Origin of the sequence: Leptolyngbya sp. ST-U4, assembly GCF_039962215.1 — a bacterium.
Taxonomy (GTDB): Bacteria; Cyanobacteriota; Cyanobacteriia; order Elainellales; family Elainellaceae; genus Leptolyngbya_A.
On the sequence record NZ_JAMPKZ010000013.1, the window covers coordinates 102,839 to 128,951 of the forward strand.

Sequence of the window (26,113 nt, forward strand, 5' to 3'; positions counted from 1 at the left end):
AAGGGCGATCGTCCAACTGCCAAAGGGGGAATTGGGAGGGGATGGCTGGAGATTGGCAGATAACGAGGGGGGAAATTTGGGAATACAAGGTTGCAAAGTTAGCCAACAAAAAACCGACAGTCCAAAAAGAAGCTGTCGGCAAGTCGTGTGTTCCCTGTTGATGACTCGGCTAGAGTTGAGTCTTCTACAGTATGCAGTTCTACAAGCGCGGGTAACAGGATCGTAATCATCCTTTGGTGTGATCTTCGTCACCGCGCGATCACCTTGTCTTCGGAGTGCAGTGAGGTTTCCATTAGAAAGGGCTTTGCCTAGAGCAGGTAGTCCTTCTTGAAGCAGAAGACAAGTAGGGCAAACGTGGGAAAATAAGGCAAATCCAAGGCAGCACGTTAACGGGCAGGAATAACCTGATGAAAGATAAAAATTACTCCTGGAAAGGCAGTCCGAATGCGGGGCGAGTATTGACGATTCTGGCGCTGGTCGCAGCCGCGGTGCTGGTACTTGCTGGATTTAGCTAGGAGAATTCGCTTCTAGCTGTGCAAACTTCGCCCGGATCGTTTCAATGCGCTTGCGATTAACGCCCAGGTCAGACTCGCCCAGACGAGAAGCAGAGCGCACATTAATCACCCTTGCTGCTGGGTCGATCGCAAATTCGACGTCATCCACAAAGCCCATCAGGGCACTGGTAAACTCAGCGTAAAGATAGCCGGGTGAATCAGCGATGATTTCGGTGCGATCGAGGGCTTGAATCACGTTCTTCAGCGTTGCCATTGCTTGGCTGGGGTTAGAGCGAACGGCGATCGGCTGAATAAAATGCTCCTGATCGGTGGGAGTAGTCTGGCTGTTAACGCAGTTTGGCGTGGCAGGGCAGGGGGCGAATTTACCCGATGCAGCGCCTAAGTGGTCGGGACGCTGACCAGAAAAGTGAAAGAGCGGTTTTCCTGCCATTGCAATTTCATCTGGAAACAGTGTTGAGGCGATCGCAGGCGAAGACAGAGGAACCGGAAACAAGGTTTGAGCAGTCACATTTGCAGCGGCTCCTAACCAAAGCATCAGGGTCAGGAAAACGGCAAAGCAGAGAGACAATCCCGACGTAAGCATGAGAAAAAGTAAGCGAAAAGAACATTGGAAAGGCTCTCACTAACTTACTACTTGCGATCATTCAATGGCATCTGATTGGGCAAAAGCTTAGTTTATTGCAAAGATTCGTGCAAAATTAGCCGATTTCCGGCGGGGTCATAGGCATAAATTTCGCGCCCGTGGGAAGCAGTGGTGATCGTTCCGGGGGGTGGATATCCGATTGCGGTGAGTCGATCGATCGCCACTTCAAGCTGCGGCACTTCAAAACAAAGGCTCATACTGCCGCTGGATAGCGATTCAAATTCGGATTGGTGATTGGTTTTGGGCTGAAAAATACCAAGCCGCAGTCCGGCAAGCTGAAACTCGGCATAAACGCCCGGAAGCTCTAAGTCAGGAGGCTGTCCAAGCAGATTTTGATAGAAGGGGACAAGCCGGCCATCGCGATCGGCAAGGGCAACAAAAACGGTGTGGTACTGCAAGGACAGCATTCGCTAAAGAAAAAGAACCAGAATAAATATCTTAGGCTTAATAAATATAACGATGGCATGACATTCTGATACCTGCTTTTGCAATACAGTAGGGTGGATTGAATTACAGTGGAAAAGACCCGATCGCAAGTCGATGACCCGGTAGGGGAAACTGGCAACGCGCATCGCGGCGATTAATCTTCAGAGTTTTGTGAGTCTTGGGGTAAGCATGAAACTGGCAGCACGGATTGGGGATGTCACACCATCGCTGACGTTAGCGATCGATACCAAAGCAAAGGCAATGAAGCGGGAAGGCATCGACGTGCTGAGCTTCAGCGTAGGCGAACCCGATTTTGATACTCCAGCGCATATTCGAGCCGCCGCAGAAGCCGCGTTAAAGCAAGGTAAAACCCGCTATGGGGCAGTGGCAGGCGAACCGAGACTCAGAGAAGCGATCGCTCACAAGCTTCAGAAAGATAATGCCTTGCCCTATCAGCCGGAAAATATCGTCGTGACGAATGGCGGCAAGCACTCGCTGTTTAACCTGCTGATGACGCTGATCGAACCGGGCGACGAGGTGATCATTCCTGCGCCTTACTGGGTCAGCTACCCCGAAATGGTGAAGCTAGCAGGCGGCACACCCGTGATCGTCTCCACCACGGTCGAAGGCGGCTTTAAGATCTCGCCAGAGCAGCTTCAGCAGGCAATCACGCCGCGCACCCGGATGTTTATCCTCAACTCGCCGTCTAACCCGACCGGAATGGTGTACGCTCCGGCAGAAGTGCGGGCGCTGGCGGCGATCGTGGCTCAGCATGATATTTGGGTGGTATCCGATGAAATCTACGAAAAGATTCTATACGACGGAGCGGAGCATCTCAGCATTGGCGCGGTGAGTCCCGAACTGTTTGAAAAAACGATCGTCAGCAGCGGCTTTGCCAAAACCTATGCGATGACTGGATGGCGAATTGGCTTTCTGGCAGCTCCCCTGCCGATCGTCAAAGCGGTTTCCACGCTCCAGGGACACAGCACTTCAAACGTTTGCACCTTTGCTCAGTATGGGGCGATCGCGGCTTACGAAGGTTCCCAGGACTGTGTGACCGAAATGGTGAATGCTTTTGCAGAGCGGCGCAAGGTGGTTTTAGATTATGTCAATGCCATTCCTGGCTTTACCTGTCCGCCGCCCAACGGAGCATTTTATGTGTTTCCCAACATTGGCAAGCTGGGAGTGAAGTCGCTCGATTTCTGCGATGCGCTGCTAGAGAAAAAGCAGGTTGCTGCCGTGCCGGGAATTGCCTTTGGCGCAGATGACTGTATTCGCCTTTCTTATGCCGCCAGCCTGGATGCCATTCATGAGGGAATGCAGCGTCTCACCGATTTTGTGAATTCGCTGCTGTAGCTGATGTCCTACGCCTGCGATCGATAAAAGCTCACTGCCGTATTGCCGTAGACTTTTTGCCGGTCGCGCACCAGTGTGCCGATCGCTTCTGGCATTGCCCGGCTGGGATTGTGTTCGGCAGCTAGCTCTCCTGCTGGAGCAAGCAGATCATGCTGGTCGATCGCTTGCAGCACGGGCTCATACAAATTGCCGTCATAGGGCGGGTCAAAATAGATGCGATCGAACTGCTGTCCCTTGAGGGTGAGCAATCGCTGCACCACGTCGCCTTGGAGTAACTGAAAGGTCTGATCGGGTTTGGCGACCTGCTGCCAGTTTTGCCGAATCACCGTGCAAGCCCGACTCGACTGCTCAATGCCCACAACCGACGATGCACCGCGACAAAGAGCTTCTGCTGCCATTGCCCCACTGCCAGAGCAAAGATCCAGCCAGCGACAGCCTACGATCGTGCCCTGCCAGATGTTAAATACTGCCTCTCGCACCCGTGCCGGAGTCGGACGAGTTGCCTGTCCCGGTAAGGTTTTGAGGAGACGATTGCCGTAGATCCGAAGCGACATGAACGCTAGCGAGAAACTGCTCCCACAGGCTGCTGCTGTTTCACAAAAGCAACAAAGTTCGAGAGAATTTGCAGCCCGGCAGAAGAGGATTTTTCTGGGTGGAACTGAACTGCCATCAAGTTTTGCTGGGCAATGGCTGCCGTCACCGTTTGGCTGCCGTGGGTAATGGTGGCTGCTGTGACAGAAGGATCGATTCCCTCAGAAAGGGAAGTGCTTCGCACTGGGTCAGCATAAAAAGAGTGAACGAAATACACCCAGGAATTCGGCAAATCTTTCCAGAGCGGCGACTGCGGCTGCGTCAACTGAAGCTGATTCCAGCCCATGTGGGGAATCGTCAGCCCGGGTTCTGGCTGAAATCGACGCACTACGCCGCGCACTGCGCCAATCCCCGGTTCTCGCCCTTCTTCACTGCCTTCCAGCAGAATTTGCAGCCCCAGACAAATTCCCAAAAATGGCTTGCCGCTGGCAATGATGTCGCGAATGGGTTGGATCAGGTCACGCGATCGAAGATGCTGAATGGCTGGATCAAACGCACCCACACCCGGCAGCACCACCCCATCTGCCCGCTCCAGGTCTTTCACTGAGTCTGTGATCAGGGGCGTTGCGCCTGCTCGCTCTAAGCCTTTGCAGGCAGAGTGCAGGTTGCCCATGTCGTAATCCACCACAGCGATGATCGTCATTGATCGTTCTCCATTGGGATGTTTTTAGTTATAGCAGGGAATGGGGGTGAGGGGTGGGAGATGAGGGGGGATGGGGAGATGAGGGGATGGGAGATGAGGTAGGATTTGTTGTGCGGGTTTGAGGATGTTCTGGGGGATTTTGAGCGTGAGGGCGGTTTGGTTTCACCAGGATTGGGGTCACGGAGGTGGTTTGAGTCAGGATTATTACTCTTTCAAACATCCGCTTTGGCTAGCTTCTGGTGATTTTTGAATAAGCGGTGCGAATTGCGATGGAAACTGCGTTGATTTTGACTTCTTTTGCGCCCTGGCGGAAGCATCAGCGATCGAATGCGTCGGATGATGTGCTGGTGGGTTTGCAGGAGCGGGGGTTGCCTGAGTCGGTATCACTGGTGCGGCAGTTACCTGTAAATTTGCCCGTGGCGAAAGAAATCACAATCGCTAAACTCAAGCAGCTTCAGCCTAAAATTTTGGTGTTGTGCGGCTTGGCGGAGTCTCGATCGCGGATTAGTTTAGAGCAGCAGGCGACGGTTCGGGGCAGGACGTATCAAACTTTGATTGATCTCAATTCTTTGGTGGAAGGGCTGTTGATTACAGAAATTAGTCAAGATGCAGGGCGGTATGTCTGCAATAGCCTGTATTATGCAATGTTGGATTACACCTTGAATGATTGGGATCAAGCTTCAGCCTGCGACTGTTTGTTTGTGCATATTCCTGTTGTAACCAAGGAAAGTCGATCGCAAATTTTAGCCGATATGAGTTCTATTCTCGATCGATTACTGGTTCGGGCTAGAGGAGTAGGTTTCAGTCAGTTTGCCAGCAGGGTTGAAAAGAATTCGTGAGATTAGGACGAAGACGAATGATTGTATTTAGTCTGGGTGCTGCCGAAGGGAGTTGTCCGAGAATTCAATATCAGCGTTCTCAATCGCAAGGTTGAATGATCGGAAGCGAGGTTGAATGATCGGAATCGATCGCCCTTCAACCAACAGACCAAAAACAGACCAATGCAGTTCAGTTGTGAATGAGGATTGCTACTATGTTTCGCCGTTCCCCTCGTTATCGCCCCTGGAAACGCAAAACGCAGTCTCGCCCCTGGTGGCTCTATGTGCTGCTGATTCTCAGTTTGCCGATCGGCTTAGAGTTTTTGATGCGGGCGATCGTTGGGACAACGGGTGGTGCAACGCGGTGGTTTGGCGACGAATCCGCCTGGGCAAAGCAAGTGCAGGCGTACCAGCTTGGCTTTGCTGACCCGCGTGGACAAGCCTATGAGGATTTGCCCTATCAGGGAAACCTGCGTGCGCTGCGAAATCCGCTCATGAGCTACCAGCTTCAGCCCAATCAAAAAACTTCTTTTTGGACGATTAACGCTCAGGGATTTCGTGACCCCGATCCGGTTCCGCTTCAGAAGCCAGAAGGCGAGATGCGAATCTTTGTGCTGGGCGGCGGCATGGCATTTGGACAGCTTAGCTCCAACGATCAGGCAACCTTTACCCATCGGCTGGAAACGCTGCTCAACGATCGCGTTAAGGCACAGCGCGGTAAACCCAACCAGTTTCAGCCTACGGTTTTGCCTTACCGTGCTGATCAGGTCGAGCAGGTGCTTACCCGTCCTCCCCGGATTCAGGAACGCCAGTATCGCGTGATTAATGCGGCGGTTCCCGGCTACGCCTCCGGCAACGATCTGTCGATGCTGATGCAGCAGGTCGCGAACTACAATCCTGATTGGATCATTATCCTCAACAGCTACGAGGATCTGCTATTGCCCAGCGCTCAGGCAGGCGTTGACATTCCCGGGCTGGATGCCCTGCTGAAGGGCGATCGTGACCCAGTAGGAGCAAAAGCGAAAGAAACCGTTCAGGGCTGGTTGAATCAGCTTTATTTGGTGCAGGGAACACAGCGATTTGTGCTGCGATCGCCTTCAGAATCAACAACGCCTACAGCTCCGCTTAATCTGCTCTCGGCAACAGGGACGATTGATGCTAGCCTGCCCACCGATACCACCGAGCTGGATCAGCGAATTTCTCGCTACCGAAATCATCTCTTGCAAATGGTGCGCTGGACCACCGCCAGCAAAAAGCGGCTCCTGATCGGACTCCAGCCCGAAATCAGCACCCGTCAGCAAAGCGTCCTCACGCCCGAAGAAAAAGCCATCCTGACGGAACTGGGCGACAGCTACGCGAAGCGAGTCCAGACGGCTTACCCCAAACTTGTCGCTGCGGCTCAGCAGGTCACCAAAGGCACTGCCAACTCCACTGTGCTAGACCTGCATCAACTTTACGCTAACACCCCCGGGCAGGTTTTCCTCAGTCCCACCAGCGTTACCGATGAGGCAAATGCTGTGTTAGCAGAACGGTTTTTTAAGGCGATCGAGCAAAAGATGGCGATCGAGCCGAAGCCGTTTGGGTCGTAGGGGGTAGTTTAGGTCCGGCTATATTTTCTCCTCCCACAACACTGCCCTTTGAAGGATGTAGAGCTTCCTAATTCCATCTATCTCTTAGGAAGAGACCCTCTTTTGAGCAGGAGAATAATCCATGACCGCGATCCTTGAAACCGCAGCGCAGGCTGGCTCTTTTAGCCAACTCATGAATGCGTTTAAAACGGCTGATATTGAGCAAATGTTCCAGGGAGAAGGACCTTATACGATTCTGGCTCCCACTGACGAAGCCTTTGCAAAGCTGTCCGAAGAAACTGTGAACGATTTGATGCAGGATACCTACAAGCTGAAGCAGGTTTTGCTGTATCACGTTTTGTTTGGCGATGTGCGATCGGATGATCTGGCAGAAATTCACGAAGCACCCACGGCAGAAGGATCGATCGTGATTGTGGAGCAGAATGCAGACTGCATTAAGGTGAATGATGCTCAGGTAATACAAATGGATATTCTGACCGATAACGGAGTGATTCACGCGATCGATTCAGTGCTAATCCCGACAATTCTTGAGCCGTAATCGGTTACACCCTCATTCAGGGTAAAACGCCAGGATGAAATTCCACCTGGGAGAGAGAAGACGATCGATTGGATTTATCTCAAACGGGAGAATCGCTCGATTTCACGATCGCTGTACTCTTTTGAGGACTGATAAAAGGACATTGCCGAGCGAAATTAGCACCCTTATCTAAGAAGTGTTGTAAAAGCGGGTTGCCAGAAAAAGAGCAATACTGCGCTGAATTTAAGGAGAAAAATCATGGAAGAAACAACGAATCAAAATCCGAACATGGGTGATCCGGCAGAAGCAGAACCCGGTCGGGGTGCACCTGGCGACCAGTGGGGCGTTCAAACCGCTCAGTCGATCGCGGTGAATGACCCTGAAGCGCGGATTCCCTCCAACGTCGATGTTGAGCAAAATATTCACCAGCTCGAAGAGTTTGCAAAGCAGGAAGGTGGCGAAGACGACCTTCACACGACCGACGGTTATGTGATCGACGAGTCCGGCAGAATTGATAACTTTGCGATCGAGCCGCCGATGTATATCGAAGAACACGGTGAAAAGATTTATCTTGACGAATAATTCTCTAACCCCTTTTGGGTTTGGAGGATTTTAGGACAATCCTCGATTAAAAACAAAAGATTGCAAATTTCGGCAGCAATTGGAGGCTTAGCTCATCCAGTTCTGCCGAATTTTTGATTGAACTAAAACTCTTTAAACCTTGCTCCGAGACCTCTCTCCGAATGATAATTCTCACGATCTAAATGCTTTTCAATCCCGTCTAATTTACCATTGAAAGGCGAAAAAATGCCTGATCTCGACTCTACTTATTTATTTAGGGGGCTGCATTATAGAGAGGTGATCAATTAACTCCATTCGATCGCGCAATGAGCGTTGACAAAATTACTGGCTTTGAGGTCAGTCGATCTCCGATTACACGCTATCGAAAGACCTTTACTGCCTTTCCAAATCGCCGGATTTGCTTCGAGTCGGTGGTGAAAAAAGTGACGAAAAAAGCGGCTCAAACGAGTAAATCACTCATTACCATCGTGATGAGCAGTACAATTGCTCGTATGACTATCTCACTCGATCTCAACAACTGCGTGATTCTCGGCATTGACCCTGCGATCGCAACCATTGGTTTTGGTGTGATTCGGGGCAGTGAGGCACTAGAATACGGCGTCATTAAAACCCCGGCAAAATCGCCCATGTACGATCGCCTCAGCCAGATTCACACAGACATTAAAGCTTTGTGCGACATGGTGAAGCCCGATATTGCGGCGGTCGAGATGCCCTTTTTTGGGCGCGATAACACTAATGCGGGAAAGGTGCTGCGGGCGTTGGGCGTCATCGAACTCGCGTTAGGCGACTGGGGATTGAGCGAGATCACATTTCTGCACCAGTCCCAGGTGAAAGCTGCTGTTGCTCAGTATGGAGCCAGCAAAAACGATATCAAGCAGGCTGTGATGCACATTTTTGGATTGCCCAAGCCGCCTTCCCCCGATGATAGTGCGGATGGATTGGCGATCGCTTATGCTGCTCAGTGTGGCGCACGGGCAAATGTGGCGTAGGTGTTTTGCAGTTTTAATTTGCAGTTTCAATCACCGACGGCTTTTCAAACTTTCTCCGAACCCATAGTCTGTCCCTTGCGGCAGATCATCCCCCCTGGGAGAGTTGTCACAATAAAGCGGAGAAGGACTGCGATTTTTACCCAGAATTAGCGTTTAAGCTTTCTCCAATCGGTTCTTGATCGATCGGTGTCAAATCTCTAGATCTAGAGTAGGATAGTTTTGCTTAACGCCAGACATCCCTACCCATAGGGTTTTCTTGCCGCCTGATTTCGTTTTTTAACCACCTGTCATTTACGCTTGCTGTCATCCCAACGAGGACGCACCATGGTTCAAGACCTCGAACGCAACCGCACCGTTCAACCATTCCCTGAAGCGGCTCCTGCTGCCAACCCAGTGTTTTTCCGCACCTATAGCCGTCGCGGTGAGAAAACGGCAAATCTGCGCGAATCCTGGGATGAGGTTTGCGATCGAACGCTGCGCGGCATTGTTGAACTGGGCACCCTGACTCCCGAAGAAGCCGACCTGCTGCGGCGAATGCAGCAAGAGCTAAAAAGCTTACCTTCCGGTCGCTGGCTGTGGGTGGGCGGCACGAGCTGGATTCAAAAGCCCGAAAACTTCTCCGGCGCATACAACTGCACCAGCACAAACGTCACGGATTGGCGTGCCTTTGGCTTGATGATGGATCTCGCCATGATGGGCTGCGGTACAGGCGCAATGCTGGAACCCAAATACATTTCTCTGTTGCCTGCTATCCGCAATCGCCTCACGGTAAAAATGCAGGGCGACGTTGGGATGGCTTCCGCTGAAACCCGACAAGATGAAACGACGGTTGAAATCAACGGGAATCAGGTGCTAATTCGCGTGGGCGATAGCCGTAAAGGATGGGTCGATTCCTACCAGACTTTGCTGGAACTCTCTACAGATGAACGCTTTACTGACACTGTAGAAGTCACGATCGATCTCAGCCAGGTGCGTCCCGCAGGTGAGCGGCTCAAGGGCTTTGGCGGCATGGCAAACCCAATTCGTCTGCCTGCGCTTTACGATCGCTGCGCGACAATTTTGAACAAGGCGAGTGCTTCGCAGAATGGAGGGAGCGGACGAAAGCTGACTTCGGTGGAGTGCTGCCTGCTGATCGATGAAGCGGCTGCCTGTGTGGTTGCCGGAAACATTCGGCGCAGCGCAGGGATGAGACAGTTTGATGCCGATGATCAGCTCGGCGCAACTGCAAAAGACAACCTCTGGATGCAGGATGCGGAGGGGAACTGGCGCATCGACCCGGAACGTGACGTGCTGCGAATGGCAAACCACACTCGTGTCTTCCATCGCAAGCCAACCCTGGAAGAATGCACTGATGCTGTTCGTAAACAGTTTTATTCGGGGGAAGGAGCGATTCAGTTTGCGCCAGAGGCGATCGCCCGCAGCAATGCCGATTTGCTAAAAACGGCTGAATTAAAATCTGAATTCCTCCAGGCTTATGTGCAGGGTAATGGCGCCGCCTGGATTCAGCAGCAGGTTCCAGGAATTGCTGACGAGGAGATACAGCATCGACTAGGACGCTATGGGCTGAACCCCTGTGGTGAGATCCTGGGCGAAAATTTCCACTGCAACTTAGCGGAAGTCCATCTCAATCAGCTCAATCCCAACAATCTGGAAGACCAGGAAGCTGCCTTTACTGCTGCTGCCCTTTCGGTTGCTGCCCTGCTGAATCACCAGTTCCAGGAGCCGCGCTATCGCTATTCTCGATCGATCGATCCGATTGTGGGCGTTTCGTTCACCGGGCTGTTTGACTTCTTTGTGCAGGCATTTGGCGTGGAGTGGCTGCACTGGTGGGAGCAGGGTCGTCCTGATACAATGACGGGTTTGCAGTTCAAGCAGCGCGAAAAAGAATATCTGATGCGATGGAAGGAAACGGTGCAGCGCGTGGTGTGGGATTACTGCGATCGTCACAAATTGCAGCGTCCCAATCGCTGTACGACGGTTCAGCCTGCGGGAACCAAGTCGCTCCTGACAAGTGCAAGTCCGGGCTGGCATCCGCCCAAAGCGCAGCGGTTTATTCGCCGCATCACGTTCCGCAAAAACGATCCGGTCGCGCTCGCTTGTCTGGAGTACGGCTACAAGATTGTTCCCTCTCAGTCCGATAAAGACGAACAGGGACGGCTGCTAGACGATGCTTTTGATCCGCGCTGTACCGAGTGGCTGGTTGAGATTCCGGTCGAAGTGCCCTGGGCAAATATTCCAGGAGCCGATCGCGTCGAGATCTCTAAGTTCAATGCATTGGCGCAGATGGATTTTTATATGCAGGTGCAGCGGCACTACACGACGCACAACACGTCTGCAACGATCGAACTCCGCGAAGCCGAAGTGGAGCTACTGGCACAGCGAATCTACGACGCAATCCAGAACAACGAAGGCTATATCTCTGCCGCGCTGCTGGCCCGGTTCGATGATCACCAGACCTTCCCGCGTCTGCCCTTTGAGCCGATTACAAAAGAAGAGTACGATCGCCTCAGCCGTGAAGTGGTCGAACGTCGTCAAACTGATGACTTCCACTATGCCCTCAGCCGCTACGATTCGGGAGAACTGAGCGAAGCGGGTCCGGCAGGCTGTGACAGCGACAAATGTATGCTGCCTGAGTCAAAGTAGAGCAGTAAAACTTCAGGCGATCGACAAATTTGTTTGAGCCTTCGATCAGGAGTGGGACAATTCCACCCCTGATTTTTTTGCCTCGCTTATTGCTCAAGCACGCTCATAAATTTCCCTGGCGCAAACGGAGCCGGAATAATGGGCGTGAATTGAACGCGATCGGTTGCAATCCGTTTTACATAGAACTCGTTAATCCGGTGATTCACCCATTCTCGTGAACCAATGATCCAAATTTGCCCTTTCTCGCCATCGGAAAATGGCAGCAGTTCACTGAACTCTGTAGACATGATATTTTTGCCTCGCTAAGCGTTGATTTGTAGAGAAGAAAAGCCTAAGGCGTGGTTTTCCCAACCACTCATTTCGCATTAGCAAGGCGATCGATCGTAAGATCATCACAGCCTAGCCTCCTGCTCCTTCAGGAAGTTAGGTTAGCTGGTTAGTCGTGCGCCAACACTTCTAATCAGCGTCCTCACCTTAAGCTTTGTCTACTGGTACTCAATAACCAGTGTTGATCAGGATAGAGGAAACCTTCTTTGTAGACAAGCGTACTCCAAGATTTCTTAGGCAACTTTCCTTGAAAAACTGCTTCACATTGAATTTTCCTTTAACCCGATCGTTCTTGCTAATTCCTGTCCTAGCGGATTAGACCGGATGGAAGGACACACAAAGTAAAGAAACGCTGAGGAATTCTGGCTAATGTTCTTGTTTGGGATATTGTGCAGAACAATTGCCGGGCTAATATCGAGTTTAGGCAATTAGACGGAATAAATTCAGTCTAACCACCTATGGAGGGCAGATAGCCCGAATGAGTTCAGTCTAATCAAGAGTTGGGCTGCTTCATATCTTGGTAGAGACATCGCGAATTGTTTGAAAGGTATTTAGGGTTCAGAGCCTTTGAGAGAGCTTAAACTTGAAGGAATCGGAATTTACAGTTTTTGGGATAAGGTACTTTTCCTAATACGGCATTGCTGCAAAATAATCTAGCATTAATCGATGAATGAAATGGTAAGAACCTCCTACACGCTGAAGTATGAACCTTTCAGTACAGTAGTTGAGAAAACGAGCATAATTCCAAGGTGAATTTCCGCTTTTCCAAAGAATAAGCCGTAATACAAAATGCTGTAAACACACCAAACCACCAAAAAATAATGCACTGATTAAGCCAATACCCGTTCCAATTCTGAAACCTGTAACGAGACTTTGCAAAATCAACAACAAGCTAGTTAGCAGTCCAGAAAATGTTCCTGTTATGATGGCAGTCCTCCCAAGTTCATAGATTGTACCGTTTGGTAATCTTTGAGTTTCTGTATCTTGGGAATAGCTTATTCTATTAGTTATTCCTAAAGTAAAACCGACAACTGAGCATCCAAAAAAACCAAGGACTATTTCAGTTAGAGATCCAAAAATCAAACCAAAAATTAAGCCGCCGATCATTCCAAGAATTATTCCTAGTATCAACCTATAACTAAATTTTTGAGATGGGGTTCTGAGCCAAGAAGGATCTATTCTCTCAATTGAAAATTCATCTAATCCTCTATATGCCATCTGTTGAGCAAGCCAAACCAGCCATTGTCGAGCTTGTCTTGCCGATGGTGTTTGCTTTTGAGTATAGAGATAAGTATCTAGGGGACGACTAAGCATTCTATGCACATAAGAGTCTAAGAGATACTCTAGAAAATCTGAAGTAGAGGTTAAATTCTTTCTATTTTCGATCTCAATCTCTTGGTACACCAAGATTGTGATGTTTAACAACAAAGGTTTTCGCACCAGCTCCAACAGTATTGGAATAGCTTGTAGTATTTGCCAAAGAGCTGATTTCTCCAACAGTGTAAGATAATCCTGAATCTGCTGATTTGTTAAATCTTGTAGATAAATTGCCCCCTCTAATTGTAGTTTATGTGCCTGAAGCTCATATTCTTTTCGGCGGCTACAGACAGCCATAGATAGAGATGGTTTGCTTTGTAGCCATTGATTAATTGACTGTATACAAGCTGCTTGATGCTCTATTCTTGCTTCGTCTAATCCATCTAGAAGTGGTAAAAGTTTTTGGTTTTCAATCCATTTTTTAGCAGTATCTGCTCGAACACCATATTTAGATTTCAGTTCTGCAATTAGCCAATCTTGTATTACTCTGTGCGAAGTATCCCATGTAGACAAACTAAACAGTACAGGAATAGCATGATTTGGATCTACTTCGGCTTTGTGAAGTAGATCTTGAGCTAAATCTAATAATGTTGTCGTTTTACCAGAACCAGGCTCACCCAAAATCAGCAATCTACCTGCAATATCTGCTCGTTCAAAAACATCTATAGTCCTTGCCTCAGGTGAAACTTGTATAGTAGATACACTTCCAGTTTGAATTTCATATCTCCGAGGATTTACATAGCGAGATTGGTTTTGTTTATCCAGATTAATTAGCACTTCCCTGTGCAGTGAAGACTTTAGTCGAGCAACTATTTCCTCTTTGACAACAGCTAAAAGAGCTTGCTCGATACGAGGACGGATAGAGTCACCAGATTGTTGTATTAGCTGTTGAATAAGTTGTTGATCAGAAGTAGTAATATTGACGACATAGCTTTGGTGAGAGCCAGAGCCTATCTGAACTTGGTTATAGACGTACTGATTTTCAGAGCTAGTATTCATATCTTGTTGGGAAGATAGCTCTCTTGAGGTTACATTGTCATCACCAGTTTCCATATGTAGTCATCCTCCAAAGGAGAGTTATCACCTGAGTATCAACGCCTAGCCAGTCGAGAACGTGACTTTGTAATCTTGGTTGAATTAGTTTAGACATATCAGAGGGATCACTTGTATCAATAATAAGCACACCGTTCAAGAAATCTTTTTCAAAAGACGGCGTGATGAGGAATCCTATTAAATCTGATTTTACAAAACTTTTGTTGTTATCACTTAAGTGTTTATAGTTGGAAGGAATTTCTGAGGGTGGCATTAGTTGAATAGTCAGAGTCCTGTGTTGATTATTCTTGTCTATTGTATTAAATGCATAGCCATACGCTCCTTCACCAAATTCAAACGAAGCATACAATTCCCTGTCAATAACATTCCTGCTTCGACAAACTATTTGAATCTTCCAGTTAATGAATCCTTTTCTGATAGGTATTGCAATATAAATTCTAACTTCATTACTCAACCCAAAGGATTTTTTGAGATCCTCACAAAACTCATTTAATTTTGTTTCTAAGTGTGGAAAAGTAAAATCTTTTGTGATTCTTGAAAGTTCTTCGAATTGCTTCTTCTTTTCTAATCCGTCACTTATCAAAACAGCTATCCCAGGTAAAACTATAAAGCAAGTGGCAATTATTCGAGCATTTCGCTTGTTCTTTAAAGTAGTCCATGACTCTGGGATAGGACTGCTATCTCCTGTGAAAAAAGATTGTGCATCACCTAAACCAACGACTACTGAGCTAAAGATAATGAAGCATGAAAACAAAATACTTCTTGGAGTAATATTACTGAGCCAAAATTTAATTTCATAATATGCGCTGTTTTTGGGACGCATAGAAGTTAAGTAATTACTGAGACTAAGCTGTTTTTAGCATAAAAATTAAAGATCAGACATTCACGCCGGAATCTTAACAATTATTATTCTTATAGACTGATCTAACTTAACTTTGATTTATGCAATATTAAGTCAGCCATCAGCTCAGCAATCCCGCTGCATCGGAACGAATTTGGTCATTGATGGGATGCAGAGGCTGTCTGCGTCCCGTGAGCGGGAACGTTATGCCACTTGGTCTCGGATAAGAACGTACTTGAAGCTCATCTGTTGGTAGCAAAAGCAACAGTAACTGCTATATATTGGCAACAACAGTTCCATTACTTCAGGGTTTCTGTGCCAGCAAAAGACATTTACCATGACACTGTGAAGCGTGCCTTACAAAAAGATGAATGGACAATTACACATGATCCATTCCCGCTTCAAATTGGTAAAAAGCGCTTATCGGCTGATCTGGGCGCAGAGCGCTTAATTAGTGCCGAAAAGGGATTGCAAAGAATCGTTGTTGAAGTGAAAAGCTTTGTAGGACAGTCTGATGTTAAAGATTTAGAGCAAGCACTGGGGCAGTACGTCCTATATCGTCAAATTCTTAGCGAGATGGGCATCGAGCGCAGCCTTTATCTAGCGGTCTCTCAAGCAACCTTTAACAGCGTATTCACTATAGAATTAGGACAGGTATTGCTCAAGAATCAGGTGGTCAAGTTAATTGTCTTTGATGATGAAAGTGAGGCGATTGTACGATGGATACCCGATTAAAATACCAAAACATTATTAAGAGCGTCCTGCAAAATCACGCTGATTATCGTGCTACGCTGCCTGATGGCTACACTTCTCAGCTCATTTTTGATGATGAGCGAGGGCAGTATTTGGTTCTAGATATGGGCTGGAATGGTGATAATTACCTTCATGCGACCCCAATCCACATCAGCTTGATTGGTGATAAGGTTTGGGTGCAATACGATGATACTGAGGAAGGGGTAGCGACAGATTTAATGCAAGCAGGTGTTTCTAGAGAAGATATCGTATTAGGTTTTCGTCATCCCAAAATACGACAGCATACAGGTTTTGCAGTGGCTTGATTAGCAAGGATGGCGATCGCAGTATAACAAGCATCATGCAACGGACGAATAACTTGCATGGTTTCATCAGAACTTATCTCAACATTGCGAGGGCTGAGTCGGGCAGATAAACTCTACGTCATGCAGGTTCTAATTTCTGAACTTGCTCAACAAGAAACAGATTTAATCAAACCCGATCAGTCCTACCCTGTATGGTCGCCCTACGATGCGACAGAAGCAGCAGATACGATGTTAGAAGTATTGCGATCGGCTAAAACTCAGGACAATGCGTAACGCTGAACAATACCCTAGGACAAGTCAACATCTTTATAGAGTTTGATGTTTGCTTCTACCGCTCGCAGTTGCAGTTTGAAGTTTGCCCAAAATCTCCTGCCTCGAATTGATTGGATCAGAAGCGATCGCCCCAAACACTAAAATGAAACGATTGCGCTCTAACACTGTTCTGTGAATCTTTCTCCTGCTCTACAACAAGCGATCGCAATCCATTTATCCATTGATTTCCCTACAGATCCCAAACACGCCAAGTTTTTAGCCTGTGCGATCGCCCCAGCTGCAGACTTCCTACTTACAGGCTAATTACAGGCGATACAGACCTCGCTGAGGGACAGAACTGAGTAGAGGCAGCGATCGTCATGGTAGCTATGTTCAAAAGCCTTTTCTACGACGCATAGGGCTAAGTTTGTCCCCCGCCCTTAATTCCAAAAAAACTAGCTCTTCTCAAAGTCCCCCAATTTTGGGGGATTTAGGGGGCGATGCAGAACATTCGCAAAGATTCAACCATCCTCTCCCCCTTCTATAAATTTCCCTATTCAGAACAATCCCAAAATATTGATTAAGTTGATTTTATATTCAATGAGCATTCACTCACAATTTTGTAACGGAGTGTAAAGAAATCGCACAGTTTTTTTATCAATTTGTGTCACTTAAGCGCCCGATCGCCCTTTTGGTAAGGCTTTTCATGGTACAAACACCTATGTACCTCAAACTGTCGGCGGTCAGTCTCATCATCTAGCCTTGGACTGAACTGCTATCTTCCTGTAGGCGTTTATTGCGTTCTGCAGTTGCAGCCCGACCCCGACAGCCCGTGCCTCAGCCTAGAATCCAAGGAGCCTAACCGCATGTTCACCCACGTCAAGCCCGCGATCAGGCATATCGCGCCCGACAACCTCAATGGGCGATCGCTGATCAAAGTGGTCTATGTCGTGCTAGAGCCGCAGTACCAGAGTGCCCTCTCGGCGGCTGTCCGATCGATCAACGCGAACAATCCTAATCTGGCGATCGAAATTAGCGGCTATTTGTTAGAAGAACTTCGCAGCCCTGAAAACTACGAAGCCCTTCAGAAGGATGTTTCAGAAGCCAATGTCTTTATCGCCTCGCTGATCTTTATTGAAGAACTGGCAGAAAAAGTCGTTGCTGCGGTCGAACCCCACCGCGATCGCTTAGATGTGGCAGTGGTCTTTCCCTCCATGCCGCAGGTGATGCGCCTGAACAAGATGGGGACTTTCTCGATGGCGCAGTTGGGTCAGTCGAAGAGTGCGATCGCCCAGTTCATGCGGAAGCGCAAAGAGCAGTCGGGCAGCAGCTTCCAGGACGCAATGCTAAAGCTCCTCAATACGCTGCCGAAGGTGCTGAAATACCTGCCGATGGACAAAGCGCAGGATGCCCGGAACTTTATGCTCAGCTTCCAATACTGGCTGGGCGGCTCCTCGGAGAACCTGGAAAACTTTTTGCTGATGCTGGCGGATAAGTACGTCAAACCCTCTGGCAATCCGTCTGGAAAGGCGATCGTCTATCGCGATCCCGTCACCTATCCTGACATGGGCATTTGGCATCCCCTCGCGCCCCAGATGTACGAAGACCTGAAGGAGTACCTGAACTGGTACAGCACCCGTCAGGATGTCCCCGAAGATGTGAAAGATCCCCTGGCTCCCTGCGTCGGTCTGGTGCTTCAGCGAACTCACCTGGTGACCGGCGATGACGCGCACTATGTAGCAATGGTGCAGGAATTGGAATGCATGGGTGCAAAAGTCGTGCCCGTCTTTGCAGGCGGTCTGGATTTCTCGAAGCCCGTCGATGCCTACTTCTATGACCCGATCAAGAAAGACCAGGCCTTGGTAGACGTGGTGATTTCCCTCACCGGATTTGCGCTGGTGGGCGGTCCCGCTCGTCAGGATCACCCGAAGGCGATCGACTCCCTCAAGCGATTGAACCGTCCCTATATGGTGGCGTTGCCGCTGGTGTTCCAGACGACCGAAGAATGGCAGGACAGCGATCTGGGTCTGCACCCGATTCAGGTGGCGTTGCAGATTGCGATCCCCGAACTGGATGGGGCGATCGAACCGATCATTCTCTCTGGGCGGGATGGTGCAACGGGCAAGGCGATCGCGCTGCAAGACCGGATCGAGGCAATCACGCAGCGGGCAATGAAGTGGGCCAACCTGCGCCGTAAGCCGAAGCTGCACAAGAAAGTCGCGATCACGGTGTTCAGCTTCCCGCCGGATAAGGGCAACGTGGGTACAGCGGCTTATCTGGATGTGTTCGGCTCCATTTACGAAGTGCTAAAAGCTCTGCGCGACAACGGCTACGACGTGCAGGACGTGCCCGAGTCAGCAGAAGCCCTGATGCAGGAAGTGATCCACGATGCTCAGGCGCAGTACACCAGCCCAGAGCTAAATATCGCCTACCGGATGTCGGTTCCTGAATACGAGGCATTAACCCCCTACTCCCAGCGACTCGAAGAAAACTGGGGTGCGCCTCCCGGACATCTGAATACCGACGGCGAAAATCTGCTGGTATTTGGTAAGCACTTCGGCAACGTCTTTATTGGCATTCAGCCCACCTTTGGCTACGAAGGCGACCCGATGCGGCTTTTGTTCTCGCGATCGGCAAGTCCGCACCACGGTTTCGCGGCATACTACACTTACCTGGAGCGGGTTTGGCAAGCAGATGCCGTGCTGCACTTTGGAACCCACGGTTCGCTGGAATTCATGCCCGGTAAGCAAATGGGGATGTCAAATGAGTGCTATCCCGATTCGCTGATTGGCACGATTCCCAACCTCTACTACTACGCGGCAAATAACCCGTCCGAAGCGACGATCGCCAAGCGTCGAGGCTATGCCGAAACGATCAGCTACCTCACCCCGCCTGCCGAAAACGCCGGACTTTACAAAGGGCTGAAGGAACTGAGCGAACTGATCGCGTCTTACCAAACCTCGAAGGAGAGCGGACGGGCGATTCCGATCGTGAATGCGATTATCGAGAAGTGCCGCCAGGTCAACCTCGATAAGGACATCACTCTGCCTGAAAATGACGCTTCTGAACTGAGTCTGGACGATCGCGATTCGCTAATCGGCAAGGTCTACATCAAACTGATGGAAATCGAGTCGCGCCTGCTGCCCTGTGGTCTGCATGTGGTGGGTAAACCGCCGTCTGCCGAAGAAGCCGTCGCAACTCTGGTGAATATCGCCGGACTCGATCGCCCCGAAGAAAGCATCAAGAGCCTTCAGCGCATTATTGCCGAAAGCATCGGACGCGAGATGGACGAGATTTACCGAAACTCCGATCGGGGTGTGCTGGTGGATGTGGAGCTGCTGTTCAACATCAATCAGGCGGTGCGATCGGCAGTCGCAGCCATGGTGAAAGAACAAACCGATGCCGAAGGGCGCGTCTCCAAAGTCACCAAGCTCAATTTCTTCAACATCGGACGCAAGGAACCCTGGATTGAATCGCTGACCCAATCGGGCTATCCGAAGGTCAATGCCGACGATATCAAGCCCCTGTTCGAGTATCTGGAGTTTTGTCTGAAGCAGGTGATTGCGGATAACGAGCTGGGCGCACTGCTCAAAGGTCTGGAAGGCGAATACATTCTGCCTGGTCCTGGCGGCGACCCGATTCGGAACCCGGATGTGCTGCCCACAGGTAAGAACATCCACGCGCTGGATCCCCAATCCATCCCGACGACCGCAGCCGTTCAGGGCGCGCAAATTGTGGTTGAAAGACTGCTCGATCGCCAAAAGGCTGAAAACGGCGGTGCGTACCCGGAAACGATTTCCTTCGTCCTCTGGGGGACAGACAACATCAAGACCTACGGCGAATCCCTAGCGCAGGTAATGATGCTCGTCGGCGTGCGTCCGGTCCCCGATGCGCTGGGCCGCGTGAACAAGCTGGAAATGATTCCCTTAGAAGAACTGGGTCGCCCCCGGATCGATGTGGTGGTGAACTGCTCTGGTGTGTTCCGCGATCTGTTTATTAACCAGATGAATCTGCTCGATCGCGCCATCAAAATGGCAGCGGAAGCCGATGAGCCTGTGGAAATGAACTTTGTTCGCAAACACGCGATCAAGCAAGCAGAAGACATGGGCATCAACCTGCGTCAGGCAGCCAGCCGCGTCTTCTCGAATGCTTCTGGCTCCTATTCGTCGAACATCAACCTGGCGGTGGAAAACAGCACCTGGGAAAACGAGGCAGAGCTACAAAATATGTACCTGTCGCGCAAATCCTTTGCCTTCAACTCGGACAATCCGGGCATGATGGATCAAAACCAGGATTTGTTCACCTCTGCCCTGAAGACGGTAGACGTGACGTTCCAGAATCTCGACTCCTCGGAGATTTCGCTGACGGACGTATCCCACTACTTCGACTCTGACCCGACAAAGCTGGTGGAAACGCTGCGGAAGGACGGCAAAAAGCCTACTGCCTACATCGCAGACACAACGACGGCAAATGCCCAGGTGCGTACTCTCTCGGAAACCGTCCGTCTCGATGCTCGTACCAAACTCTTGAATCCCAAGTGGTATGAGGGAATGCTGTCCCACGGCTACGAAGGAGTCCGCGAACTCTCGAAGCGACTGGTGAACACAATGGGCTGGTCTGCTACCGCAGGGGCAGTAGACAACTGGATCTATGAAGACACCAACACCACTTTCATCAAAGACGAGGAGATGCGGAATCGCCTGATGAACCTCAACCCCCACTCGTTCCGCAAGGTCGTCACAACCCTGCTGGAAGTGAACGGGCGCGGCTACTGGGAAACCTCCGAGGAAAACCTGGATCTGCTGCGGGAGCTGTATCAAGAAGTGGAAGACCGGATCGAAGGCGTGGAATAACTGCAATTGCAAGATCACCCGCCTGGGTGATCCACTCTAACGAGGTAGAACGTCGATCGACCCCCGTATCTTAAGGAAAGATAAGTGACGTTCATGGAATTGACCCAGCAGGGGGCTGCTGGGTTTTTTATTGAAACTTTTAGGCTGGATTGCCTCGTTAATTGCCTCGACTGGTTGCCTCAGGTGATTGACCCGCCTACTTCTTGAACCGGTCGCGCCCGCCGCATCATCATCAGTCCTTTGTGGCCATGGGGTTCGCCAATCATCACAACAGAGCAGGGGATGTGTCGCAGGGCGCGATTGGTAATATCGCTCAGAATCAGTTCGCCTGCCGCCCGATCGCGTCGTCGTGAATTTCGCATCACCACCAGATCGTGAGCGCGTGAAGCTTCGATGATCGCCCCCGCAATATCGCCCGATCGCACAATCTGAATATTGGGATAGACAAAGGGCACATATTTAGCAACGAGCATCCTGAGCTGAGATTCAATCCAGGCTTCGCGCTCTGGTGGACTGTAGCGATCGCAAACATGCAGCAGGGTAATGCTGGCATTGTTGGCATCTTCCAGAATGTCAGCAAACAGCAGAAGCTGGATGGACTCACGAGTAGGATTGTCGATCGGAACCAGAATTCGCCGGAAATTCGAGGGCGAATCGAGCAGGCGCATAATCGCCACCGGACAGTGAGATGCCCATAAAACGCGATCGATCACGTTACCAAATAGTCGGGCGCGGATGCCCTGCGTTCTGCCCCAGCCCATCGCGATCAGATTGGCGTTTTGTTCTCGGCTGGCACGGCTAATGCCCTGAGCGGTTTCATCGTCAATTCTTAAAACGGGCGTTGCGTTTGCACCCAGGCTTTGACAAGTTTCGGTTGCCTGCCGCAAAAATGCTTCGCCTTGCTGAATGTCAGAGTCAACTTGGGGCGAATCCATATGAACATGACCTGACGCGATCGACAAAGGCACAATTCTGCCTGCCTCATGCCGTGCGAAAAGAGCCGCCATTTCCAGCAAGTTACGCTGCGTTTGGGGGTTGTAAATCGGCACAACGATCGTTAATGGGCGATGCGCTTCTGGGGCGTCGCTGAAAGAGTCGATCGCCAAAGCTTCGGGTAGGTTAGTGCTGGGGGTTAAGCCACTGGCTGCACGGGCAGTAACAATCGGTCCCAGCGTTGCCGTCACCACAAACATGACAATGACGGTATTTAGCACATCTTCGCTGATAATGTTTGCCCGAAAGCCTACAAACGCTGCTGCCAGAGTAGCCGCAACTTGAGGAAGCGACAGCGACCACATGGTAATCATTTCTCGCCAGCCGTAGCCAAAGAGAAACTTAGTACCGAGTGCTGCCAAAAACTTACTGCCGATCAAGCCCAGGACGATCGCCAGCGTCAGTTCGATATTGCCCAGGCTGCGGATAAAACCGGGAATGTTAATAATCAGCCCCGTATTTACAAAAAAGATGGGAATAAACAGCACACTTCCCACAAACAGGATCTTTTCCTTGACTGAACCTTCTCCCACCGCAGTGTTGACTGCCAGCCCGGCTAAAAACGCACCGACAATTTTTTCAATGCCAATGAGTTCTGCACTGATCGATGCAATAAACACCACCAACAGCACAAACAAAAACTGATTGCCCTCTGCATCGCCCGATCGCCGAAAAAACTCCTTGCCCAACCAGTTAAAGCCAAACAGAATAACCGCAGAATAGATCAGCAGCGATAGTAGCAAGCTCGCCAGACTAAAAACGCTGAAATCTCCTTTATTGATGCCTACACAAATCGCCAGCACCAGCAGCGCACCAATGTCCGTAAAAATGGTTGCGCCGATCGTCACCGTCACGGCTTCATTGTTTACCAAACCCAGGCGACTCACGATCGGATACGCCAGCAGCGTATGAGATGCCAGCAGCGATCCAATCAGCACCGAGGAATTCCAGCCAAAGCCAAACACTCGCCCGACCGCAATCCCTGTAAGCAGGGGAAACAGAAACGTCAAAAACCCAAACCCCGCCGATCGATGCTTAGTTGCACGAAACTGTTCCAGGTCAATTTCTAGCCCGGCAACAAACAGCAGGTACACCAAACCGATATCCGACAGTAAGTGCATTGTTTCCGACTCATTGCTGAGCAGCCGCAGCGCATTTGGACCTAAAATCACGCCCGCAATGAGCAGTCCGAGCAGTCCGGGCAGCCGAATCCGCTCAAATGCGATCGGCACAATGAGAATGACTGCCAGCAGCAGAGCAAAGGAAACAATCGGTTCGAGTTGCATAGTCCCTGAAAAAAACTGCGAAGGCAAAGCAGAACAGGCACTCAGCCTACCTCAATCGCCAAAGCAGAGAATCCATCAATGGAAAGAGCAGCCGTTTCGAGAGCAGACTCAAGGAAGGATTGTGGGAGAACCAGGGCAGGGGGATTACTTTAGTAATTGTTATTCGTCATTGGTCATTCGTGACCCTGATGAATCATGATCCGTTACCAGTTGCCAATCACCACGAACGGCTAATCACGATCGCCTTCAACATTTGCCCTAACCTTTATTGTTTTCTTTCACTTAACAAACTCCCCCCTTCCTAACCTTCTGTAAAGTTTTACGGATTGATTAATCCCTTCGATCGCAAATCTCGCTAGTATCGCCATATCCCTTCTCATCACCGGATGCCGATCGACTATGCGCTTCTCACGTCCCTCTGTTCCGCCTGAAGTGGAAACGCAAACCCGAATCCTGGAGGCAGCCAAAAAGCTGTTTGCTCGGCGGGGCTATGACGGGACGACGACGCGAGATCTGGCGCAAGCTGCGGGCGTGGCAGAAGGCACAATTTTTCGTCACTTCGAAAGCAAGAAGGCGATTCTGATCGAAGTCGCAACGCAGGGCTGGGTGGAACTGCTCACCGATCTGTTGACGGAACTGAGCGAAATGGGCAGCTATAAAGCGATCGCCCAAGTGATGAAAAAGCGAATGCTCAACCTGCACAAAAACGCTGACCTGCTGCGAGTCTGCTTTCTAGAAGCGCAATTTCACCCCGATTTGCGCCAGCAGATTCAAACCGATGTGATCGTCAAAATGACTGACGTGGCAGAAGCCTTCTTTCAAACCGCCATGGATCAAGGAATTTATCGCCGTATGAATCCGCGTGTTGTGGCTCAGGTGTTTCTAGGAATGTTTACGATCGCCGGATTTAGCCAGGATTCGATTATTCCCGAGGGCGCATCGCCGCAGGCATTTATCGAAATGGCAGAAGGGATGGCAGATATTTTCCTGAATGGCGTTCTCACCCCAGACCCTGCTCACTAACTGCCGCCTGCTCACCCGTTGCCTGTGGTGGGTCGCCGTCCTAACAAGAATCAATGTCTATCGCGCACATCATTCTCGGTCTGCTTCAGCAGCAGCAAAGGACGGGCTACGACCTGAAAACAGGCTGTTTTGACGACTGCATCGCTCATGTCTGGCAGGCAGACCAGTCGCAGATTTACCGCACACTCGAAAAGTTAGAGGCACAGGGCTGGGTAGATTGCACCGTCGAGATTCAGCACGATCGCCCCAATCGCAAGGTTTACCAAATCACCCAGGCAGGCAAAGCCGAACTGAATCAGTGGCTTCAGACCCACCAATCCTTGCCAATCGTGCGGGAACCGTTGCTCATGCAGCTTTACCTCGCCTCAGACCTGTCGAATGAAGCAATCGTTGCCCTACTCGAACAAGAGCAAACTGCCCATCAAATGCGGCTGGCAAAGTGTGAAGCCGTGCAGCGCGATGTTCCTCTTGCTCAGGAAATGCCTTCACTGCAGCCGCCTGCCCGCCGCGAAAAGGTGATTCATCAGCTCGTGCTGGAACTGCTCCGCCGCAAAGAGCAAACCTATCTGGACTGGCTCCAGGAAGCGATCGAGCAAATTCGCGCCTGTTCCTAAGCCGATTCCTGCCTGCTCAAAACCTGCCCAATCACCTGAATCAGATCCTCAGGATCAAAAGGCTTTGCCAGGTGGCACTGGTATCCGGCGGCAAGGGCTTCCTGCCGTTTGTTGGCAGAGGTGCAGGCAGTCAGGACAATTCCGGGAAGGGCATGGTTCTGAAGTTCCGAACGGCTGCGAATCTCCTGCATTAGTAGATCGCCGTCCATTTCCTGCATTCTGATGTCGCTAATCAGCAGATCAAATTGGCTTTCTGATTCGTCTGCGGCAAGTGCCTGCAAAGCTGCCTCGGCAGAAGTGACCGTCTTAACGATCGCCCCTTCATGCTCCAGCACAAACCGGACAAACTGAAGCGTTGGCACTTCATCATCCACTGCCAGGACGCGCACTCCTGCTAGATCAAAGGCAGTCTGCGGCGTGGATTCAGCCGATGGAACGATCGCTGGCTGGAGCCCGGCAACCGTGGCATAAGTCGCTGCAAGGACGGAAACGGGATGTGCCCTCGCTTACCCTGAACTTTCACCCCGCTTCCGCACCTGCTTGTAGCATCGAATAAAACGCGCCTCAGCTCAGACCCTACGCGACGCTGCGCTGTGCCGAATTAGGCTCCATTCTGATCGGTGCTTCAGGATGAAGGTAGGACTTGATCTGAGCCATTACTTTGTTAACGCTCTCTTCCACCATTTCCAGGTGCGTCTGGCAGTTAACTTCTGGATTGAGCGGCGGCTCGTAAGGATCATCGATTCCGGTAAAATTCTTGATTTCGCCTGCTCTTGCCCGCTTATAGAGTCCTTTTACGTCACGCTGTTCGCACACTTCGATCGGCGTGCTGACGTAGACTTCCATAAAGTCACCAATTTTCTCTCGCACTTCATTCCGAATTTCACGGTAAGGCGAAATCGCGGAGACCAAAACAATGACCCCATTCCGGGTCAGCAGATTCGCCACAAAGCCAATCCGGCGAATGTTCTCATCCCGATCGGCTTTACTGAAGCCCAACCCTTTTGTCAAATTTTCACGGACGACATCGCCATCCAGCACCTCTAGCTTGTAGCCTTGTGCCCGCAATTCTTTTTCAACTGCCTGGCAAATGGTGGTTTTACCTGCTCCACTCAACCCGGTGAACCAGACTGTTAATCCGCGCTTTTCGACTTTCATTGAACCTCCAGACGATAGTGACTTGA

The 26,113-nt window shown here is 50.3% G+C and carries 24 protein-coding genes; 14 read left to right on the forward strand and 10 right to left on the reverse strand.

Going from position 1 to position 26,113, the window contains the following annotated elements:
• Window positions 1-507 precede the first annotated feature (507 nt).
• Together NDA02_RS18295 and NDA02_RS18300 are read right to left on the reverse strand one after the other, a co-directional pair.
• Window positions 508-1,098: a DUF1499 domain-containing protein gene (locus NDA02_RS18295; protein ID WP_242067424.1), complete on the reverse strand. Its 591-nt coding sequence runs from the start codon at window positions 1,096-1,098 to the stop codon at window positions 508-510.
• Between the two features lie 92 nt (window positions 1,099-1,190).
• Window positions 1,191-1,565 carry a VOC family protein gene (locus tag NDA02_RS18300; RefSeq protein WP_190792831.1) on the reverse strand — a complete coding sequence of 125 codons (375 nt, stop codon included), beginning with the start codon at window positions 1,563-1,565 and terminating at the stop codon, window positions 1,191-1,193.
• Window positions 1,566-1,773: 208 nt separating this feature from the next.
• On the opposite strand from NDA02_RS18300, the gene NDA02_RS18305 reads away from it, so the two are divergent.
• Window positions 1,774-2,940, forward strand: coding sequence for a pyridoxal phosphate-dependent aminotransferase (locus tag NDA02_RS18305; RefSeq protein ID WP_190792832.1), 1,167 nt, complete (start codon window positions 1,774-1,776; stop codon window positions 2,938-2,940).
• A gap of 8 nt (window positions 2,941-2,948) precedes the next feature.
• On the opposite strand, the gene rsmD is transcribed toward NDA02_RS18305, so the two are convergent.
• Complete coding sequence (gene rsmD, locus NDA02_RS18310; protein WP_348255620.1) at window positions 2,949-3,494, reverse strand: 16S rRNA (guanine(966)-N(2))-methyltransferase RsmD; 546 nt, start codon at window positions 3,492-3,494, stop codon at window positions 2,949-2,951.
• A 5-nt stretch (window positions 3,495-3,499) separates the two neighbouring features.
• Complete coding sequence (gene hisH, locus NDA02_RS18315) at window positions 3,500-4,174, reverse strand: imidazole glycerol phosphate synthase subunit HisH (RefSeq protein WP_190792834.1); 675 nt, start codon at window positions 4,172-4,174, stop codon at window positions 3,500-3,502.
• Between the two features lie 269 nt (window positions 4,175-4,443).
• On the opposite strand from hisH, the gene NDA02_RS18320 reads away from it, so the two are divergent.
• From NDA02_RS18320 to nrdJ, 6 genes are all read left to right on the forward strand, one after another.
• Window positions 4,444-5,013 (forward strand): peptidase C15, encoded by a 570-nt coding sequence (locus NDA02_RS18320; protein WP_190792835.1) that lies wholly within the window; start codon window positions 4,444-4,446, stop codon window positions 5,011-5,013.
• 194 nt (window positions 5,014-5,207) lie between these two features.
• A complete protein-coding gene (locus tag NDA02_RS18325; RefSeq protein ID WP_348247529.1) occupies window positions 5,208-6,581 on the forward strand; it encodes an SGNH/GDSL hydrolase family protein in 1,374 nt (457 codons plus the stop codon).
• 121 nt (window positions 6,582-6,702) lie between these two features.
• On the forward strand, window positions 6,703-7,119 hold the full coding sequence (locus NDA02_RS18330; protein ID WP_190791670.1) for a fasciclin domain-containing protein: 417 nt from the start codon (window positions 6,703-6,705) through the stop codon (window positions 7,117-7,119).
• Window positions 7,120-7,356: 237 nt separating this feature from the next.
• Window positions 7,357-7,680 (forward strand): hypothetical protein, encoded by a 324-nt coding sequence (locus tag NDA02_RS18335; RefSeq protein WP_190791671.1) that lies wholly within the window; start codon window positions 7,357-7,359, stop codon window positions 7,678-7,680.
• A 305-nt stretch (window positions 7,681-7,985) separates the two neighbouring features.
• The gene (locus NDA02_RS18340; protein ID WP_242067298.1) at window positions 7,986-8,669 is read left to right on the forward strand and encodes a crossover junction endodeoxyribonuclease RuvC; all 684 of its coding nucleotides are present in this window, start codon (window positions 7,986-7,988) and stop codon (window positions 8,667-8,669) included.
• A gap of 324 nt (window positions 8,670-8,993) precedes the next feature.
• Window positions 8,994-11,312, forward strand: coding sequence for a ribonucleoside-triphosphate reductase, adenosylcobalamin-dependent (gene nrdJ, locus NDA02_RS18345; RefSeq protein WP_190791672.1), 2,319 nt, complete (start codon window positions 8,994-8,996; stop codon window positions 11,310-11,312).
• A gap of 86 nt (window positions 11,313-11,398) precedes the next feature.
• Here nrdJ and NDA02_RS18350 read toward each other — a convergent pair whose 3' ends face one another.
• The 3 genes from NDA02_RS18350 to NDA02_RS18360 form a co-directional block, all read right to left on the reverse strand.
• Complete coding sequence (locus NDA02_RS18350) at window positions 11,399-11,599, reverse strand: hypothetical protein (RefSeq protein WP_190791673.1); 201 nt, start codon at window positions 11,597-11,599, stop codon at window positions 11,399-11,401.
• A 667-nt stretch (window positions 11,600-12,266) separates the two neighbouring features.
• Window positions 12,267-14,009 (reverse strand): NACHT domain-containing protein, encoded by a 1,743-nt coding sequence (locus NDA02_RS18355; protein WP_190791674.1) that lies wholly within the window; start codon window positions 14,007-14,009, stop codon window positions 12,267-12,269.
• The gene (locus NDA02_RS18360) at window positions 13,996-14,832 is read right to left on the reverse strand and encodes a hypothetical protein (RefSeq protein WP_190791675.1); all 837 of its coding nucleotides are present in this window, start codon (window positions 14,830-14,832) and stop codon (window positions 13,996-13,998) included. Before NDA02_RS18360 ends, NDA02_RS18355 begins: the two co-directional genes overlap by 14 nt.
• Before the next feature lie 333 nt (window positions 14,833-15,165).
• Between NDA02_RS18360 and NDA02_RS18365 the strand changes: the two genes are divergently transcribed.
• From NDA02_RS18365 to NDA02_RS18380, 4 genes are all read left to right on the forward strand, one after another.
• On the forward strand, window positions 15,166-15,585 hold the full coding sequence (locus NDA02_RS18365; protein WP_348255630.1) for an element excision factor XisH family protein: 420 nt from the start codon (window positions 15,166-15,168) through the stop codon (window positions 15,583-15,585).
• Window positions 15,570-15,908: a XisI protein gene (locus tag NDA02_RS18370; protein WP_348255621.1), complete on the forward strand. Its 339-nt coding sequence runs from the start codon at window positions 15,570-15,572 to the stop codon at window positions 15,906-15,908. Before NDA02_RS18365 ends, NDA02_RS18370 begins: the two co-directional genes overlap by 16 nt.
• A 57-nt stretch (window positions 15,909-15,965) precedes the next feature.
• Window positions 15,966-16,181 (forward strand): hypothetical protein, encoded by a 216-nt coding sequence (locus NDA02_RS18375; protein WP_190791586.1) that lies wholly within the window; start codon window positions 15,966-15,968, stop codon window positions 16,179-16,181.
• Window positions 16,182-17,026: 845 nt separating this feature from the next.
• Window positions 17,027-21,013, forward strand: a complete 3,987-nt coding sequence (locus tag NDA02_RS18380; protein ID WP_348247537.1) for a magnesium chelatase subunit H — start codon at window positions 17,027-17,029, stop codon at window positions 21,011-21,013.
• Between the two features lie 179 nt (window positions 21,014-21,192).
• Here NDA02_RS18380 and NDA02_RS18385 read toward each other — a convergent pair whose 3' ends face one another.
• Window positions 21,193-23,292 carry a cation:proton antiporter gene (locus tag NDA02_RS18385; protein WP_348255622.1) on the reverse strand — a complete coding sequence of 700 codons (2,100 nt, stop codon included), beginning with the start codon at window positions 23,290-23,292 and terminating at the stop codon, window positions 21,193-21,195.
• 399 nt (window positions 23,293-23,691) lie between these two features.
• Between NDA02_RS18385 and NDA02_RS18390 the strand changes: the two genes are divergently transcribed.
• Entirely contained in the window at window positions 23,692-24,315 is a 624-nt protein-coding gene (locus tag NDA02_RS18390; RefSeq protein WP_190791013.1) for a TetR/AcrR family transcriptional regulator, read from the forward strand.
• Window positions 24,316-24,368: 53 nt separating this feature from the next.
• Window positions 24,369-24,929, forward strand: coding sequence for a PadR family transcriptional regulator (locus NDA02_RS18395; RefSeq protein WP_190791014.1), 561 nt, complete (start codon window positions 24,369-24,371; stop codon window positions 24,927-24,929).
• Here the strand turns inward: NDA02_RS18395 and NDA02_RS18400 are convergent.
• Complete coding sequence (locus tag NDA02_RS18400) at window positions 24,926-25,291, reverse strand: response regulator (RefSeq protein WP_348255623.1); 366 nt, start codon at window positions 25,289-25,291, stop codon at window positions 24,926-24,928. The genes NDA02_RS18395 and NDA02_RS18400 overlap by 4 nt on opposite strands.
• On the opposite strand from NDA02_RS18400, the gene NDA02_RS18405 reads away from it, so the two are divergent.
• Entirely contained in the window at window positions 25,285-25,485 is a 201-nt protein-coding gene (locus tag NDA02_RS18405) for a hypothetical protein (RefSeq protein ID WP_348255624.1), read from the forward strand. The genes NDA02_RS18400 and NDA02_RS18405 overlap by 7 nt on opposite strands.
• A gap of 20 nt (window positions 25,486-25,505) precedes the next feature.
• Here the strand turns inward: NDA02_RS18405 and cysC are convergent, their stop codons facing one another.
• Complete coding sequence (gene cysC, locus NDA02_RS18410) at window positions 25,506-26,087, reverse strand: adenylyl-sulfate kinase (protein ID WP_190791016.1); 582 nt, start codon at window positions 26,085-26,087, stop codon at window positions 25,506-25,508.
• Window positions 26,088-26,113: the final 26 nt, after the last annotated feature.

Bases quoted from the DNA above. Each gene is read 5' to 3' on its own strand.
- NDA02_RS18295 (WP_242067424.1), bottom strand. From the start codon at position 1,098: ATGCTTACGTCGGGATTGTCTCTCTGCTTTGCCGTTTTCCTGACCCTG.
- NDA02_RS18300 (WP_190792831.1), bottom strand. From the start codon at position 1,565: ATGCTGTCCTTGCAGTACCACACCGTTTTTGTTGCCCTTGCCGATCGC.
- NDA02_RS18305 (WP_190792832.1), top strand. From the start codon at position 1,774: ATGAAACTGGCAGCACGGATTGGGGATGTCACACCATCGCTGACGTTA.
- rsmD (WP_348255620.1), bottom strand. From the start codon at position 3,494: ATGTCGCTTCGGATCTACGGCAATCGTCTCCTCAAAACCTTACCGGGA.
- hisH (WP_190792834.1), bottom strand. From the start codon at position 4,174: ATGACGATCATCGCTGTGGTGGATTACGACATGGGCAACCTGCACTCT.
- NDA02_RS18320 (WP_190792835.1), top strand. From the start codon at position 4,444: ATGGAAACTGCGTTGATTTTGACTTCTTTTGCGCCCTGGCGGAAGCAT.
- NDA02_RS18325 (WP_348247529.1), top strand. From the start codon at position 5,208: ATGTTTCGCCGTTCCCCTCGTTATCGCCCCTGGAAACGCAAAACGCAG.
- NDA02_RS18330 (WP_190791670.1), top strand. From the start codon at position 6,703: ATGACCGCGATCCTTGAAACCGCAGCGCAGGCTGGCTCTTTTAGCCAA.
- NDA02_RS18335 (WP_190791671.1), top strand. From the start codon at position 7,357: ATGGAAGAAACAACGAATCAAAATCCGAACATGGGTGATCCGGCAGAA.
- NDA02_RS18340 (WP_242067298.1), top strand. From the start codon at position 7,986: ATGAGCGTTGACAAAATTACTGGCTTTGAGGTCAGTCGATCTCCGATT.
- nrdJ (WP_190791672.1), top strand. From the start codon at position 8,994: ATGGTTCAAGACCTCGAACGCAACCGCACCGTTCAACCATTCCCTGAA.
- NDA02_RS18350 (WP_190791673.1), bottom strand. From the start codon at position 11,599: ATGTCTACAGAGTTCAGTGAACTGCTGCCATTTTCCGATGGCGAGAAA.
- NDA02_RS18355 (WP_190791674.1), bottom strand. From the start codon at position 14,009: ATGGAAACTGGTGATGACAATGTAACCTCAAGAGAGCTATCTTCCCAA.
- NDA02_RS18360 (WP_190791675.1), bottom strand. From the start codon at position 14,832: ATGCGTCCCAAAAACAGCGCATATTATGAAATTAAATTTTGGCTCAGT.
- NDA02_RS18370 (WP_348255621.1), top strand. From the start codon at position 15,570: ATGGATACCCGATTAAAATACCAAAACATTATTAAGAGCGTCCTGCAA.
- NDA02_RS18375 (WP_190791586.1), top strand. From the start codon at position 15,966: ATGGTTTCATCAGAACTTATCTCAACATTGCGAGGGCTGAGTCGGGCA.
- NDA02_RS18380 (WP_348247537.1), top strand. From the start codon at position 17,027: ATGTTCACCCACGTCAAGCCCGCGATCAGGCATATCGCGCCCGACAAC.
- NDA02_RS18385 (WP_348255622.1), bottom strand. From the start codon at position 23,292: ATGCAACTCGAACCGATTGTTTCCTTTGCTCTGCTGCTGGCAGTCATT.
- NDA02_RS18390 (WP_190791013.1), top strand. From the start codon at position 23,692: ATGCGCTTCTCACGTCCCTCTGTTCCGCCTGAAGTGGAAACGCAAACC.
- NDA02_RS18395 (WP_190791014.1), top strand. From the start codon at position 24,369: ATGTCTATCGCGCACATCATTCTCGGTCTGCTTCAGCAGCAGCAAAGG.
- cysC (WP_190791016.1), bottom strand. From the start codon at position 26,087: ATGAAAGTCGAAAAGCGCGGATTAACAGTCTGGTTCACCGGGTTGAGT.